The 15267-nt window shown below is 63.7% G+C and carries 18 protein-coding genes; 7 read left to right on the top strand and 11 right to left on the bottom strand.

Going from position 1 to position 15267, the window contains the following annotated elements; translation table 11 throughout:
- Positions 1-197: 197 nt before the first annotated feature.
- A complete protein-coding gene (locus IVB48_RS39165; protein WP_247408493.1) occupies positions 198-902 on the bottom strand; it encodes a GrlR family regulatory protein in 705 nt (234 codons plus the stop codon).
- A gap of 338 nt (positions 903-1240) precedes the next feature.
- On the opposite strand from IVB48_RS39165, the gene IVB48_RS39160 reads away from it, so the two are divergent.
- Entirely contained in the window at positions 1241-1690 is a 450-nt protein-coding gene (locus IVB48_RS39160) for a hypothetical protein (RefSeq protein ID WP_247408491.1), read from the top strand.
- A gap of 84 nt (positions 1691-1774) precedes the next feature.
- On the opposite strand, the gene IVB48_RS39155 is transcribed toward IVB48_RS39160, so the two are convergent.
- The 4 genes from IVB48_RS39155 to IVB48_RS39140 form a co-directional block, all read right to left on the bottom strand.
- Positions 1775-2596, bottom strand: coding sequence for a tetratricopeptide repeat protein (locus tag IVB48_RS39155; RefSeq protein WP_247408490.1), 822 nt, complete (start codon positions 2594-2596; stop codon positions 1775-1777).
- Between the two features lie 32 nt (positions 2597-2628).
- On the bottom strand, positions 2629-3312 hold the full coding sequence (locus IVB48_RS39150; RefSeq protein WP_247408488.1) for a substrate-binding domain-containing protein: 684 nt from the start codon (positions 3310-3312) through the stop codon (positions 2629-2631).
- 18 nt (positions 3313-3330) lie between these two features.
- Positions 3331-4032 carry a GrlR family regulatory protein gene (locus IVB48_RS39145; protein ID WP_027569732.1) on the bottom strand — a complete coding sequence of 234 codons (702 nt, stop codon included), beginning with the start codon at positions 4030-4032 and terminating at the stop codon, positions 3331-3333.
- A 193-nt stretch (positions 4033-4225) separates the two neighbouring features.
- On the bottom strand, positions 4226-5260 hold the full coding sequence (locus IVB48_RS39140; protein ID WP_007591833.1) for a glutamine synthetase beta-grasp domain-containing protein: 1035 nt from the start codon (positions 5258-5260) through the stop codon (positions 4226-4228).
- A gap of 538 nt (positions 5261-5798) precedes the next feature.
- On the opposite strand from IVB48_RS39140, the gene IVB48_RS39135 reads away from it, so the two are divergent.
- The 6 genes from IVB48_RS39135 to IVB48_RS39105 all read left to right on the top strand — a co-directional run bounded on the left by IVB48_RS39135 (position 5799) and on the right by IVB48_RS39105 (position 9414).
- Positions 5799-6002, top strand: a complete 204-nt coding sequence (locus IVB48_RS39135; RefSeq protein WP_007591835.1) for a DUF2735 domain-containing protein — start codon at positions 5799-5801, stop codon at positions 6000-6002.
- 167 nt (positions 6003-6169) lie between these two features.
- The gene (locus IVB48_RS39130; protein WP_247408486.1) at positions 6170-6913 is read left to right on the top strand and encodes a tyrosine-protein phosphatase; all 744 of its coding nucleotides are present in this window, start codon (positions 6170-6172) and stop codon (positions 6911-6913) included.
- 40 nt (positions 6914-6953) lie between these two features.
- On the top strand, positions 6954-7634 hold the full coding sequence (locus IVB48_RS39125) for an SDR family oxidoreductase (protein ID WP_247286342.1): 681 nt from the start codon (positions 6954-6956) through the stop codon (positions 7632-7634).
- 53 nt (positions 7635-7687) lie between these two features.
- Complete coding sequence (locus tag IVB48_RS39120) at positions 7688-7885, top strand: hypothetical protein (RefSeq protein WP_247408485.1); 198 nt, start codon at positions 7688-7690, stop codon at positions 7883-7885.
- Between the two features lie 441 nt (positions 7886-8326).
- Complete coding sequence (locus IVB48_RS39110) at positions 8327-9013, top strand: DUF2161 family putative PD-(D/E)XK-type phosphodiesterase (protein ID WP_247408483.1); 687 nt, start codon at positions 8327-8329, stop codon at positions 9011-9013.
- A gap of 95 nt (positions 9014-9108) precedes the next feature.
- Positions 9109-9414, top strand: coding sequence for a hypothetical protein (locus IVB48_RS39105; protein ID WP_007591844.1), 306 nt, complete (start codon positions 9109-9111; stop codon positions 9412-9414).
- Between the two features lie 68 nt (positions 9415-9482).
- Here IVB48_RS39105 and IVB48_RS39100 read toward each other — a convergent pair whose 3' ends face one another.
- The 6 genes from IVB48_RS39100 to IVB48_RS39075 all read right to left on the bottom strand — a co-directional run bounded on the left by IVB48_RS39100 (position 9483) and on the right by IVB48_RS39075 (position 15259).
- Positions 9483-10112 carry a GNAT family N-acetyltransferase gene (locus tag IVB48_RS39100; RefSeq protein WP_007609461.1) on the bottom strand — a complete coding sequence of 210 codons (630 nt, stop codon included), beginning with the start codon at positions 10110-10112 and terminating at the stop codon, positions 9483-9485.
- Positions 10113-10262: 150 nt separating this feature from the next.
- Complete coding sequence (locus tag IVB48_RS39095; RefSeq protein WP_027569725.1) at positions 10263-10664, bottom strand: PaaI family thioesterase; 402 nt, start codon at positions 10662-10664, stop codon at positions 10263-10265.
- 172 nt (positions 10665-10836) lie between these two features.
- Positions 10837-12039 carry a kynureninase gene (gene kynU / locus IVB48_RS39090; protein ID WP_247408481.1) on the bottom strand — a complete coding sequence of 401 codons (1203 nt, stop codon included), beginning with the start codon at positions 12037-12039 and terminating at the stop codon, positions 10837-10839.
- Positions 12040-12047: 8 nt separating this feature from the next.
- Positions 12048-12887, bottom strand: a complete 840-nt coding sequence (kynA, locus tag IVB48_RS39085) for a tryptophan 2,3-dioxygenase (RefSeq protein WP_027569723.1) — start codon at positions 12885-12887, stop codon at positions 12048-12050.
- 33 nt (positions 12888-12920) lie between these two features.
- The gene (locus tag IVB48_RS39080; RefSeq protein WP_247408479.1) at positions 12921-13730 is read right to left on the bottom strand and encodes an alpha/beta fold hydrolase; all 810 of its coding nucleotides are present in this window, start codon (positions 13728-13730) and stop codon (positions 12921-12923) included.
- Positions 13731-13981: 251 nt separating this feature from the next.
- Positions 13982-15259 carry an ArgE/DapE family deacylase gene (locus tag IVB48_RS39075; RefSeq protein WP_247408477.1) on the bottom strand — a complete coding sequence of 426 codons (1278 nt, stop codon included), beginning with the start codon at positions 15257-15259 and terminating at the stop codon, positions 13982-13984.
- Positions 15260-15267 lie beyond the last annotated feature (8 nt).

Genomic DNA, 15267 nt, shown 5'->3' with positions numbered 1-15267 from the left:
GCACAGGTTGACACGGTGGTGGTGCGATCGAGGATGATCTGCAATGGCGGAATTACCGAATGACGCTTCGTTCAGAAGCGCCGCTATCGGAAGTTCAACGAGAGATCCGCAATGGGGTCACGTGCTGACCTCGACCTCAGCGGAACGCCGCCTGCTTATCTTCGCAAGCGGACACCCCGGACCTTTGAATAACCGCCCTACGCCCGTCGCATCAGCTTGAGCGATGCTGCCAGCCGCAAGCTGCGCTTGCCGGCGAGTGCGATGCCTTCGAGCTCACCGCTGTCGGCCGTGCAGGTTCCGGAGAAGCCGATCCCGACCTCATAGCCGCCGAACACGGGGTTCTCGCCTTTCGCCGGCGTGTGCTCCTGGTTGAGGATTTCGCCCTTCCAGCGGCCGTCGGCCGAGGAATAGGAGCCGAGATAGTAGAAGAACGCATCGCCCCCGAGGATGCGGCCGTCCATCAGCAGCATGACGCCGGAGAGCCCGGCATCGACGCCGTCGAGCGCGCGCAGGTGGATCGCATAGAGCCCGTTCACCACCCCGCCCGGACCAATCGTCCCCTGCGGCGGCAACCCCTCGTCATCGAGCCGGGTGAGATTGGCCCAGAAACCGGCGCCCGGCATCGTGTCCGCGCTGCCCGCGAGACGGATCTGGTTGCCAACGAGCCGGCCGCGCGCGCCGATCGAGGCGACGTCGGCCCCCATCAGCGGCTTGTAGTTGGGATCGTCGTTATGCCGTTCGGTGATGACTTCGGCGATGATCTCGCCGTCGCGCTCGAAATAGCTTCCGAGATGCGCGAAGGCCGAATTGCCGCCCAGCAGCTTGCCGTCATGCATGCACATGATGCTGCGGCCGAAGGCATCGTTGACCCCGTATTCAACCTTGTAGAGTCCGTCCAGCAACGCAATTGACCCGGAATATCAGAAGGAAAGCACGCGCTACCTAGCACCGCCATCGCACCAAGACCATCGGGCTTTTTCGCGCAGGGGCATTCGCGAAGCCACACCCTGCCATGATGCCATCATGCGCCTGTTTTGCCCGACGGCGCAATAGATTTCGGTAATTCCGCAGGTGACGATTTCACACCATTTGCGGGCCTGTGATTTCAAACACTTGGCTACTGTGCATGGGGTTGTTTTTCGAGTTTTTTGTTTGGCCGGTCGCGAGCGGCCCTTACGCACTCCCCCAAGCCGGCTTCGAACCGGCCGGTTGAGGCGCGCGACAAACCGGCATGGATCACATGGAGCCATCAGCCGAGGCGCAGATCGCAACCTTCATCGCAAGCGCGGCGAAGCAGCCGCTGCTCGATGCCGCGTTCGAGCTTTGGCGCCGACGCACCCAGCTGGATTCGGTCGAGGGGCGCCCGACCGCCGAAGAGGTCCGCGTCAACCGCACCCTCACGCCGGAGCAGATCAGCGCGAAATACCGCTGGGATCGCGGCCACGCCCATGAAGGACCGATGTTCGATTATCTGAAGCGCGCTCATCTGCGTGCCGATGACGACGCGATCAGGCAGGCCATCATCACCGCCGTCAGGTTCGAGGACGCGACCTTCACGCATTTCAGCTGGGATGGCGATTTCTGGGACTGCGTCGTCCGCGCGGTGGCGAAGGCCTCCGCGCAATATCCCGATTTTCTCGAGACGACCTATCGCGACGCCCGCAACAACGTCGCCTACTACTACAAATGAGCTACAGCATAATCCGGAAAAGTGCGCAGCGGTTTTCCGAAGAGATCATGCTCCCAAATAAATCCAAAGCGCGTTCAACGCGCTTTAGAAGCACAGCGTGGTGACGAGCTTGCCCTGCTTGTCCTTGATCGCATAGGGACAGCGCAGCCGCTCCAGCGCCTGCTTGGCATCCGCATCGCCGAGCGCTGCGGCGCGCTCGTAGTAGGATTTCGCGGCGTCCTTGTCCTTTGGCCCGCCGCGGCCTTCCTGTGCGAAGGCACCCATCCGCTCCAGCGCGCCGGGATGGTTTTGCGCGGCCGCCTTCTCGAACAGCGCGCGCGCCGCGGCGTCGTCCTTCGCCCCGCCGGTACCTTCGGAGAGCATCACGCCGAGCTGGTACTGCGCCTCGGCATTGGTCTCGGCGGCCCTGCCGAGCAATGCGCGCGCCTGTGCGGGATCGGCCGGCGCGGCACCGCCGGTACCACTGAGCGCGGCGAGATTGCTGATGCCGCGGGGATTACCGGCCTGCGCCGCCTTCTCGAACAATTTGCGCGCCTGCGCTTCATCCCTGGCGACACCGGAGCCGGTGCCGTAGGCCACACCGAGCTCGACCATCGCCGCACTCGATCCCTTGTCGGCGGCCTTGCGCCAGGCTGCCATCGCTTCCGCCGTCTGCCGGTTGGCCGCATAGGCGCGGCCGAGCGCGAACATCGCGCGTCGCGATGACGGCGCGGCCTGCTTGCAGAACTTGATGGCGCTCGCAACGTCGGCGGCCGCAATCTCCGTCACGCCTCTCATGTCGGCCGGCTTGTCGGGATCGCTGGGGTCGGCGGCGACCCGGTCGCACAGGACGAGATCGGCCGATTGCGCATGCGCCGACAACGGCGCCGCAAGCGTGAGGAGGATGGCAACGAGGAAAGTCCGCATGGACGCCAGGTTGCGTCGTGGCCCCGGCAAATTCAAGGCTCCAGCCCCGATTGGCGCAGCACGGGGATCACCTCGGGCGATGCCAGATAGCGCAGCAGCCGGTCAGCGGCGTCGGCATGTTTGGCGTTGGCCATCCGGCCGGCGGAGAACACGGCCGGCGTTTGCAGATCGTGCGGGACCGGGCCGACCACCTCGATGCCTTCGACCTGCTTCAGCTCGCTGATCTGCTGCACGGCGAGGTCAGCTTCGCCGGTCACGAGCCGCTCTGCGGTAAAGCCCTGCTCGACGATGGTGGCCTTGGCATTGATCTGGGCCGCGATCCCCATCCGGACGACCAGCTGGGCGAAGTACACGCCGCTCGCGCCCAGCCGCGAATAGGCCACGGACCGCGCCGCCAGCAGCGTGTCGCGCAGCGCGCATGCGGTGGCGATGTCGGGATGTGCTTGCCCTGCCCGCACCGCGATGCCGACGAAGGAACGTGCGAGGTCGGCTGCGTTCCCTGAGACGACGCGGCCCTCGCCGATCATCTCGTCGAGCCCTTCGCGGGTGAGGATCACGAGATCGGCGGCCTCGCCGTCCCGCAACCGTTTGAGCAGCGCCAGAGTCGGCGCGAAGTCGGCGTCGATGCGGACGCCGGTCGCGGCCTCGTACGCGGAGGACAGGCTGCGCATCGCGCCCATCAGGCCGAGCGTCGAAAGCATGCGAATTGTTTCCATCAGCGATTCCCGTGGCGATCAGGCGCGGTGCATCAGCTTGAGCGCGGCGGTCAGGCGCAGACTGCGCTTGCCGGCGAGCGCCGTTGCCTCCAGGACCGCCTCCTCGGCATCATAAGTGCCGGAGAAGCCGATGCCGACCTCGTGGCCGCCGAAGATCGGATCGTCCTTGGCCGGCGTGTGCTCCTGATTGAGGATCTGGCCCTTCCAGCGCCCGTTGGCGGCGGTGTAGCTGCCGAGATAGTAGAATGATGCGTCGCCGCCGAGGATGCGGCCCTTGTTGAGCAGCATCACGCCGGTGAGACCGCCGTCGACGCCGTCGAGCATGCGCAGATGCACCGAGTAAAGCCCGTCGGCGATGCCGGCCTCGCCGACGCCGCCGGCGATCGGCATCTCGTCTTCGGTGATCGGCGTCATCAACGACTGAAAGGGTACGCCGGGCAGCTCCTTGAGCTCGCCCTTGAAGCGATAGAGATCGCCGTCGGCCCAGCCCTTGGCCAGCAAGGTCGCATCGTCCGTGCCCGCCATGGCGCGATAGGTCGGATCGGGGTTGTGGCGGACCGTGTTGATCACGATGTCGACGCCGGCTTCGGTCTTGGCGTAGGTGCCGATATGGGCGAAGGCCGAATTACCGCCGAGCATCTTGCCGTTGCCAGCATGCATCACGCTTCGGCCGACCCCGTCGCCGAGCTGAAATCTCACCTTGTAGAAGCCTTCAAACACCAGCCGTCCCCGGCCCTGCACGCATCCAGGCGCACTCTATCCCGCTTTCGGCGGCGATGGACAAATCTCCCGCGATGACGTCCGAGGGGTCTCCGCAACGGCTGTCATCAGAATGAAAAATCGCCGAAGCCTTTCGGCTTCGGCGGATCGAAGTCCAACCCGGGCCAGCCCCCCAGCCCGGGCCGGGAGGATCTTAGGCGGCGGCCTTCTTGTCGGCCGGCACGGAGGCGATCGTCTTCAGTATCTGCGAAGCGATCTGGTATGGGTCGCCCTGCGAATTCGGACGACGGTCTTCCAGATAGCCCTTGTAACCATTGTTGACGAAGGAGTGCGGCACGCGGATGGAAGCACCGCGATCGGCAATGCCGTAGCTGAACTTGTTCCAGGGCGCGGTCTCGTGCTTGCCGGTCAGACGCTTGTCGTTGTCCGGGCCGTAGACGGCGATGTGGTCCATCAGGTTCTTGTCGAAGGCCGCCATCAGCGCCTCGAAGTACTCCTTGCCGCCGACCGTACGCATGTACTCGGTCGAGAAGTTGGCGTGCATGCCGGAGCCGTTCCAGTCGGTGTCGCCGAGCGGCTTGCAGTGGAACTCGATGTCGATGCCGTACTTCTCGGTCAGGCGCAGCATCAGGTAGCGGGCCATCCACATTTCGTCAGCGGCCTTCTTGGAGCCTTTGCCGAAGATCTGGAATTCCCACTGGCCCTTCGCGACTTCCGCGTTGATGCCTTCATGGTTGATGCCGGCAGCCAGGCAGAGGTCGAGATGCTCTTCGACGATCTTGCGGGCGACGTCGCCGACGTTCGAGAAGCCAACGCCGGTGTAGTACGGACCCTGCGGGGCCGGATAGCCGGAGGCCGGGAAGCCGAGCGGACGGCCGTCCTTGTAGAAGAAGTATTCCTGCTCGAAACCGAACCAGGCGCCGGAATCGTCGAGGATGGTGGCGCGCTTGTTGGTCGAGTGCGGCGTCTTGCCGTCGGGCATCATGACTTCGCACATCACGAGCACGCCGTTGGTGCGGGCGCCATCCGGGAACACCGCGACCGGCTTCAGCACGCAATCGGAGCTGTGGCCTTCAGCCTGCTGGGTGGAGGAGCCGTCGAAGCCCCAGAGCGGAAGCTGCTCGAGCGTCGGGAACGACGCGAATTCCTTGATCTGAGTTTTGCCGCGCAAGTTCGGAGTCGGCGTATATCCGTCGAGCCAGATGTACTCGAGCTTATACTTGGTCATTGAGCCTCTCTGTAGATGATGCGAAAGGTGGGGGCCGCAGGCCCCCGCACGATTGTTTACCCGGCCAACATCGGCCGACCCTTTCCAAGCATTTAACGTGCCAAAAGGCCGCAGCGCGGGAGGTTTTCCACCGCCGCCGGCCCCCTCTCCCTCCCGGCGGATCGGCCAGTGCGCCGTGCGTCATAGCGGCGCACCTTTGCGTGAAGCTGCACCGCAAAAATCCCGCGGAAATCGCCCGATTCTGGAGCAGGCAGGCCCCGGCCTGAGGTTGCCGGCTAAACGCGCATCAACGTCCGGCAATATTCGCCAAGTCTGCGCCCGTCGCCCGCAACCTTCGCAACGGCCCACGCGTTAGCCACCCGAGCGCTGCCTTAGAGGAAGCAGAATGCAGTCTGCCTACAAAATAGGCCAAGGCTGATTTCCTTTTCAGCACTTTGCATTTCGGAATGCACGGCCGATATGGGGATTCCAGTAACCACAAGCCAACGAGTCGGGCGCACCATGGAGGCCCAGCGCTGCGATCTCGGGAGATACCGCAATGATGAACAATGGACTGAGTCACGGATCTGCACAGATCTACCAATTCCCTGTCGGGGGCCGCTCGGCTCTCGGGGGGCGCCGCAACGGTGAGACCCGCCTTCCCGCCAACCACGCCTCGCTCCCCGTGAACGAGACGATTTGCAGCGGCAGCTGGTACCATCAGGAAGCAGTCGATGAAGCCAAGCCGAAATGGGATCGCTGATGCCTGCGTTCGGTTCAATACCGCCGCGGTCTCTCGATGCCCGGCGTCAGTCGAAAAAGGGTCGAAACAACGGTGTTTCGGCCCTTTTTGATTCCGGACTGGATTGCGGGACCATATGGTCGCACAGGCGGGCACCGACCGCTTTAGATGCGTGACAAGACACCTCCATGAAAGACTCCCCTACCCGCCATCTCGCCCTGCAAGGCGCCAGCAATTTTCGCGACCTCGGCGGCTATCCGACCGCAGATGGCCGTACCACGCGCTGGCGGCACATCTTCCGCTCCAACCATCTCGGCCAGCTCACTGCCGCCGATGTCGAGATCGTCCGCGCGCTGGGCGTGCGGAGCGCCTTCGATTTTCGTGGCGTCGAGGAGCGCGCGGCGGGTGTCTGCGTGGTCAGCGAGATCGCCGTGCATTCACTGCCGATCGAGCCGACGGTCGTGGCCGCGCTGCGCGCCGAGCTCGCCAGGGGCAGGCTGACGGCGCCGGTCACGCTCGAACTCATGCGCGAATCCTATCGCAACTACGTCCGCCACAACACGGCCAGTTTCCGCAACCTGTTCGGACATCTCCTGGAGGACTGCGCGCCGCTCGTCATTCACTGCACCGCCGGCAAGGACCGCACCGGCTTTGCCAGCGCGCTGATCCTGCATGCGCTCGGCGTGGCCGACGAAATCATTGCCGAGGACTACCTGTTGACCAACCAGCACTACAAGCGCGACGCATCAAATGTCTCCGATCTTCCCGCCGATGTTCTCGACGCGATCGGCACCGTCGAGGCCTCGTATCTTGCGGCTGCTTTCGAGGCCGTCGGTAGCGAGTATGGCGATCTCGAAACCTACTTGCGCGACGGTCTCAAGCTCGGCAGAGCGGAGCGGACCGCACTGAAGGCGCGCTATTTGCAATCGTAGGCGGCCATAAATCTTAAGCGGCCATGCCGGGAGAACAATGATGCAAGGCAAGGTTCTGATCGTGACCGGAGCACTCGGCGCACTTGGAAAAGTCGTCGCCGAGACGGCGCAGTCGCGCGGCGCGCGCGTGGCCGGCATCGACCATGCGCCATCGCAAATCTCCGCGACGCCTGAGCGCATCGAGATCGGCGGCGTCGATCTGTCCGAGGCGGCACAAGCAAAGACGGCGGTCGAGGTGGCGGCAAGACACTTTGGCAAGGTCGACGTGTTGGTCAACATCGCCGGTGGCTTCGCCGTCGAGACCGTGGGCGACGGCGACGTCAAGACGTGGCAGCACATGCATGCGCTCAACCTGCTGACGGCGCTCAACGCCTCACACGCGGCGCTGCCCCATCTGGCCGCGTCCACAGCCGGCCGCATCGTCAATATCGGCGCCATGGGAGCGCTTCAGGCCGGCTCCGGCATGGGGCCCTATGCGGCTTCGAAAGCCGGCGTCCACCGGCTCACCGAGGCGCTGGCGAGCGAGTGGAAAGGCAAGGTGACCGTGAACGCGGTGCTGCCCTCGATCATCGACACCAAGGCGAACCGCGCCGACATGCCGAAAGCCGACTTCGCCAAATGGGTGACCCCGCAGGAACTCACCGAAGTCATCCTGTTCCTCGCCAGCGATGCCGCCAGCGGCGTCACCGGCGCGCTGATCCCGGTCGGCGGGCGGGTGTAGGTTCAACTGCCGCCCACCTTTTCTGAACCTTCCTGCATTGCTATATTCGAACCATGACAACGGATGATATCGAGCAAGCGGTCGAGCGACTTACGCCTGACGAATTGGCCCGGTTTCGTGCATGGTTCGAGCAGTTCGACGCTGAACGCTTCGATCAGGTCCTGGAGCAGGATATCAAGGCGGGTAAGCTCGATCAATTTGCCGAGGAAGCGCTGAGCGATTATCGCGCCGCCCAAACGCGCGACTTGTGAAGCACACAGCTTCCACGAGATTCTGGAAGGCTTATGAGGCATTGCCCGTCAATGTTCGGCGGCTCGCCGATGCCAATTTCAAGCTGCTGAAGAACGACCCAACGCATCCCTCGCTTCAATTCAAACGGGTCGGACGATTTTGGTCCGCCAGAGTCGGCCTACGTTATCGCGCCCTGGCTATCGAGTCTGATGGAGCCTGCGTCTGGTTCTGGATCGGCTCGCACGCAGACTACGACCGTCTCATAGGCTAAAGGCATCAATCCGGCACCCAAGAGCCGGAGATTGCCTTTGCAACGGATGCTCTGCTCGCCGGTGAGTGCGATTTTCTCGCCAAAAGCCGGATCATCTGTTCCCGATCAAATGGCGCAGAGCCCCGAGCCCGTTCCGGGCTAAACTGCCGCAACTGATTCTCCGATCGGACGTGACACCCGGAAACTTTCTTTGGAAACCACGCTCTATCTGCCTGTCAAACGCTTCCTCGAAGAGCTCGGCTTCACGGTCAAGGGCGAGATCGGCGGCTGCGATCTCGTGGGCCTCAGCGCCGGAGATCCGCCGGTAGTCGTGATCGGCGAACTCAAGCTGAGCTTCAATCTCGAGCTGATCCTTCAGGCGGTCGATCGTGCACCGGCCGGCGACGAGGTCTGGATCGCCGCAAAGATGTCGGTGCGCGGCAAGGGACGCGAGACCGACGCGCGCTATCGCAATCTCTGTCGCCGCCTCGGCTTCGGCATGCTCGGGGTGACCGACCGCGGTCAGGTCGAAGTGCTGGTGAAGCCGCCGACGGCAGCCCCACGCCGCGAGCCGAAGGTCCGTTCGCGCCTCGTCGCAGAGCATCAGCGCCGCCAGGGCGATCCGGTGCTCGGCGGTAGCACGCGCGCGCCGATCATGACGGCCTATCGGCAGCAGGCGCTGGCCTGCGCCTCGGAGCTTGCGGCAGGCCCGCGGCGGGTGAGCGAATTGCGCCGACGCTGTCCCGATGCCGGCAAGATCATGCTTAACAATGTGTATGGCTGGTTCGAACGCACCGAGCGGGGAATCTACGGGCTGACGGAAGCGGGCCACGCGGCGCTGAAACGCTGGCCACAACAGCGGCTTGCGGATGTTGCCGGTGTCGCGTCACCACCCTGACACCCAACCGGTGCATAGCTGAGATGCCACACCGATTTTATATTGCAATGCAACATAGACAGCACTAGGTATCCCGGCATCGAAACGAGGCCGTTATGAACGCAGACTGGAATACCAAATATGGCACGCGGCGCGTGCGCCACGATCCGCCGACCCTGGACGAGGCGATCTTCGCCGCCGTCGGCATCACCGACGATCAGGAGCAGCAGGCCGAGATCGCCGCAGCCCTGATGGGCATGCCGCTCGATGTCGTCCAGGCAGAGGTCAAGAAACAGGTTCGCACCAACAGCCGCATCACCTCGACCCGCGTGATCGCCGGCGAACAGGGCGCACAGCGCTCGGTGGTGGTCGAACGCCGTGTCGTGCGCCGCTTCGGCAACGACAAGCGCACCGGCACCTGAGCTCGCTATTCTGAATACAAAAGCGGACCGGTTTTGCCGGTCCGCTTTTTTGATTCCAATCGGCTTTTTCAGGCGGCGCGATTGCCGTAGATGCTGGAAATGATCTTCCAGCAGGTCGAGTTGAAGCTGATAAGAGCGCGGCCGGCCGCGAATGGCGAGGCCGCGAGATCAGCGAGTTCGTCCTCAGGCGCCTTGGCGAGATCGATCGTACCGGTCGATTCGCCATGACGGAATTGCAGATGCGCGCCGAACTTCCTGGCGAGCGCCCGCATCGCGTGATTCTCGGCGCCGGTGGTAATACGCAGGCGCTTGTAGCCTTTCCAGCGCGCTTCCGCGATCAGGCGGCTGAACAGCACGGTGCCGACGTTCTGGCGCCGCGCCGAGGCTTCCACGCTGAAGGCGACCTCGGGCAGCGAATCGCCCTCGGGCGGATGCAGCTCGGCCGCCCCGCGGACCACGCCGTCGACGATATAGGCGACGATCACGGTGCCGTCCTCGGCGCAACGGGCCGCGTAACGCTCGATGAAACTGTCGTCGAGAAAACCGTTGAAGCGGTCGTGCCGGCTTTCGGCATCAAGCCTCAGCAGGTGATCGCGCAAGAGCGGCAATTCTTCCTGCTGGCTCAACGTGCGCACGTAGCCCTGAACGGACTTCGGGCGGCTGGTTACTTCAAGTCCAAAATCTGCTGCGAGTGACAAGTCAAAACTCCTCTTGGTGTCCCTCGAGGAGGCGTTCGAATCCCTAGGCCTCCAATATTGTGCATCGCAACAAATTTTTCAAGACGGGAACCTGCCAAAGTTTCGGGCATGGGAGGCGACTAATTCGTTAACAAAATCAAGCCCCCGTATTCATACGAGGACCAGCTGGGTCTGCGTCACCACGGCGACCAGCTTGCCGTCCTCGGTCTCCAGCCGGGTGGTCCAGACCTGGGTTCGCCGGCCTCTGTGGACTGGGGTGGCGGTCGCGATCACCGTGGTTCCCTCCTTGGCCCCCCCGATAAAGTTGGTCTTGCTCTCAAGCGTGGTCGTGCCCTTGGCGTCCTCCGGGAGATTGATCACGGTGGCCGCCGCGCCGACGGAATCGGCCAGCGCCATCACCGCGCCGCCGTGGATGGTGTGATGAAGCGTGCAGAGATCGGGCCTGACCGTCATCCGCGCCACCACGCGATCTTTCCCGGCCTCGACGAACTCGACGCCCTTGAGTTCGGCAAACGGCATCTTCATTGCTTTAAGCTTCTCGAGCGGCGTCATCGGATCTCCTCCCAAATCATTCTGCTCACAGGGTGAATTGCTCCGCGCGGCAAAGCAATGACGTCCGAGGTCGTCATTGCGAGCGCAGCGAAGCAATCCAGAAATGTATCCGCGGAAAGATTTTGGATTGCTTCGCTGCGCTCGCAAGGACGGGGGAGACAGCCTTCGTACCTCACGTTACCGCATTCACCACCTGATACTCCGGCCGCCGCCAAATCTCGCCCGCGATCACCTCCTCGATGAACTCGGCTGCCTTCATCACCTCGGCCTCGCCAATATACAGCGGCGTGATGCCAAACCTCATAATGTCAGGCGCGCGGAAATCGCCGATCACGCCGCGGGCGATGAGGGCCTGCATCGCAGCGTAGCCGCCTGCGAAGGCGAAGGAGACTTGCGAGCCGCGACGCTCATGCGTGCGCGGCGTGACGAGCTTCAAGGACGGACAGCGGCGTTCGACCTCGGCAATCAGGAGATCGCCGAGCGCCAGCGAACGCGCGCGGACTTCCCTGATATCGACGCGGTCCCAGATGTCGAGCGAAGCCTCCAGCGCCGCCATTGCCAGCACCGGCGGCGTGCCGACGCGCATGCGCTCGACACCGCCCGCGGCTGCATAGGCAAGCTCGAACGCGAACGGCTTTGCGTGCCCCATCCACCCCGACAAAGCGGCTCGCACGCTGTCGGCGTGGCGCGGCGCGACGTAGAGGAAGGCTGGCGCGCCGGGACCGGCGTTGATGTATTTGTAGGTGCATCCGGCGGCGAAATCAGCGCCGGTGCCTGCAAGGTCAACCGGCAGCGCGCCGGCCGAATGCGCGAGGTCCCATACCGTGACGATGCCGAGCGCATGCGCTCTTGCAGTCAGCTTCGCCATGTTGTGGCGCCGTCCGGTGCGGTAATCGACCTCGGTGATGTAGAGCACCGCGATCTCCTCCGACAACGACGCCTCGATCTCCTCCGGCGCGACCAGGCGCAATTGATGGCCACGGCCGAGCGTCGCGATCAGGCCTTCGGCCATATAGAGGTCGGTCGGAAAATTACCGGTGTCCGACAGGACGACCTTGCGCGATGCGTTCATATCGAGCGCGGCGGCGAGCGCCTGATAGACCTTGAGCGACAGCGTATCTCCGACCATGATGGAGCCGGCTTCCGCGCCGATCAGTCGCGCGATGCGATCCCCGACATGACGCGGCTGGGCATACCAGCCCGCTGTGTTCCAGGCGCGGATCAACTCATCGCCCCACTCGGCGGTGATGACGCGACTGACGCGCTCGGCCACGCCAAGCGGCAGCGCGCCGAGCGAATTGCCGTCGAGATAGATGACACCGTCGGGCATATGGAACAGCGCTTTGGTGTCGTCGTAAACGCGAAGCTTGGTCATGAAAATCTCTACAGGATCGTGCGCACGCGCCAGAGCTCGGGAAACAGCTCGACCTCCAGCATACGCTTGAGATAGCTGACGCCGCCGGTGCCGCCGGTACCGCGCTTGAAGCCGATGACGCGCTCGACTGTCGTCACATGGTTGAAGCGCCAGCGCCGGAAATAATCCTCGAAATCGACCAGCTTCTCGGCCAGCTCGTAGAGCATCCAGTGCGTTTCCGGCGCTTCGTAGACGATACGCCAGGCCTGCAGCACACCTTCGTTGAAGCTATGGGTCTCGCGAACATCGCGCGCCAGCACGGCCGCAGGCATCTTGAGCCCGTTGCGGTCGGCGAGCCGCAGTACCTCGTCATAGAGGCTTGGCGTCGCGAGCTCGGCTTCGAGCAGCTGCGTGGTTTCCAGATCGTGCGCGTGCGGCTTGAGCATGGCGTGGTTGCGGTTGCCGAGCAGGAATTCGATCAACCGGTATTGCCGCGACTGGAAGCCTGAGGATTGGCCAAGCTGCGAGCGGAAGCGCGTATACTCGCTGGGCGTCATGGTGCGCAGCACGTCCCATGCGCCGTTGAGCTGCTCGAAGATGCGCGACATCCGTGCCAGCATCTTCATCGCAGGCTGCACCTCATCCTTTGCAATCGAACGGCGTGCGGCACTGAGCTCATGGATGGCGAGCCGCATCCACAGTTCGGTGGTCTGATGCTGGATGATGAACAGCATCTCGTCATGCGCTTCCGACAGCGGATGCTGCGCACCGAGGATCGCGTCCAGCGCCAGATAGTTGCCGTAGGACATGCGCCGGGCGAAATCGGTCTCGGCGCCTTCGCTTGCGGGATCGTATTCGCTGGACGTCATGGCATGCCCTTTCGATCGATCTTTAAGGCCTCGTCAGTCGAGGCCGATCAGGCGCGCGGTGATTGGCGACGACGGGTCCTTGAGGGCGTCGATCACGGTGAAATGGTTCAGCCCGGGATCGACGACAAGACGCGTCGGCGCGTCGAAGCCAGTCCAGACATTGGCCATCAGATCGGACTGGCGGATGAATTCGGGCCGCTCGTTGCCACCGACCCAGGCGGTCACGGGTGAAGGCCCGCGCGGCAGATGCAGCGCCGCGCTTTCCAGCGTCGCCTCCTCCATCGTCATGCGCAGGGTGTCGTTCATCCTGGTCTTGAGCAGCGGACGCAGATCATGCAGGCCGCTGATGGACAGCGTCCCGGCGATGCGGTTGAAGACGGCGGGCTCCAGCCGGCTGTCGTCGCACAGCATGCGCGTAACGAGATGCCCGCCCGCGGAATGGCCGGCGAGCCGGATCGGTCCCGCGACGAGCGCGGCCGCCTTGGCGATCGCTGCGGTGATTTCCGCCGTAATGTCGGAGATGCGCGCGGCCGGCGTCAGCGTGTAGCTTGGCAGTGCCACCGTCCAGCCGTGATGCCGCGCGCCTTCGGCGAGATCAGTCCATGCCGATTTGTCGAAGCGCATCCAATAGCCGCCGTGGACGAAGACGACGAGGCCCTTGCTGTCGCCGTCGGGCAAGATCAGGTCGAGGCGCTGGCGCTCGCCGGGGGCATAGGCGATGTCGGCGCGAAACTCCTTCAGTCCGGCGCGATAAGCCGCCGCGCGCTCCGCCCACAGCGCCGGTATCTTGTCCGAGCCCGGGATATGGGCCGAATTGGCGTAAGCGTCATCCCAATCGCGCATCGTGACTTCCTCGACGGACTCAAGACCTTGTGGACCCGGCGCCAGTCTGCCACCGGCGCGGGCGGCATCCTAGTCTTTAGTTTAAGCTTAAAGGATTTTGGAACGCCGGTGGATTGGGCAGCTCCCGTCATTGCGAGCGCAGCGACTTGTCCGCCGAAGCTTTAGCGAAGGCGGAAGCAATCAGGTCTGCCTCCGCGGGCAGTCCGGATTGCTTCGTCGCAAGGGCTCCTCGCAATGACGGCGGAAGGCCCCTACCCCTTCTCCACCCCGCACCAATCCGCGATGAACAGCGCCATCGCCTTGGTCGTCTTCTTCAGCGATTGCAGATCGACATATTCATTGAAGCCGTGCATCTCGCCGCCACTCGCGCCGAAGCACAGGCTCGGGATACCGTGATTGAGGCCGTAGAAGCGCGTGTCGGTGAGCGCGGTGAAGACGAGGTCTTCGATTTGGCCGCCATAGACGGCGCTGAAGGCCTTGCCGAACGCGGCTTCCGGCGCGGCGGCGTCGGTCAGCTCATAGCCTTCCGACAAGAAGCCCGACCATTCGACCTCCGGGGGATTATTGGCGAGGAAACGATGGTTGCGCGCGGCAGCCGCAACGCAAGCCATGATCTCCTTCTGGTGATCGGCGATCGACCAGCCCGGCAACACGGCAATCCGGCAATCGACGTCGCACCAGGCCGGCACGCTGGAGGCCCAGTCGCCGCCCTTGATGATGCCGGGGTTGAAATTGATGGGATGGTTCAGCGTCTTGAAGTGACGATCGGCTTTCGCGCGCTCGTTCCACTCGATCTCGAGTTTTTGCAGCGCCTGGATCAAATGATAGGCCGCCATGATTGCGTTCGCGCCGGAGCCGGCGAAGGCGACGTGTGTCGGATGGCCCTTCACGCGCAGGCGGAACCAGATCACGCCGACCTGCGAGCGCACCATCTTGCCGCCGGTCGGCTCAGGAATGAAGCAGGCATCCGCGCGATAGCCACGTTGAAGCGTCGAGAGTGCGCCGACGCCGGTGCTCTCCTCCTCGATCACGGACTGGAAGTGAATCCGCGCCGTCGGCCTGAGGCCCGCGGCCTTGATCGCATCGAGCGCGGAGAGCGCTGCGATGGTGCCCGACTTCATGTCGCAGGCACCGCGACCGAACATCTTGCCGTCCTTGATGACGGGCGAGAACGGCGGGGTGTCCCACAGTTCCAGCGGGCCGGCCGGTACGACGTCGCAATGGCCCTGGAGGATCAGCGATTTGCCCGCCTCGGTTTTGGGCCGGTACGTGCCGACCACAGTGCGCGCCTTCGAAAAATCGTGCTCGATGGGCCCGAAGCCGCGCAGATCTTTGAGGTCGTCGACATTGATGTGCCAGTCGTCGACCTCGTAGCCGCGCACGCGCAGGAGGTCGCCGATCATGTCCTGGCACGGTCCCTCCGCACCGCGGGTCGAGGGGATCGCGACGAAATCGCGTGTGGTCGCGAGCTGGGCTTCGAAGCCGGCATCGACGGCGTCAAGAATCCTCTGCTGCGTTTCGGCATTCATCAGGCAAC

This window comes from Bradyrhizobium sp. 76, assembly GCF_023073025.1.
GTDB lineage: Bacteria > Pseudomonadota > Alphaproteobacteria > Rhizobiales > Xanthobacteraceae > Bradyrhizobium.
The sequence above is the reverse complement of the archived record's forward strand: the minus strand, read 5'-3'. Positions and strand labels throughout refer to the sequence as shown.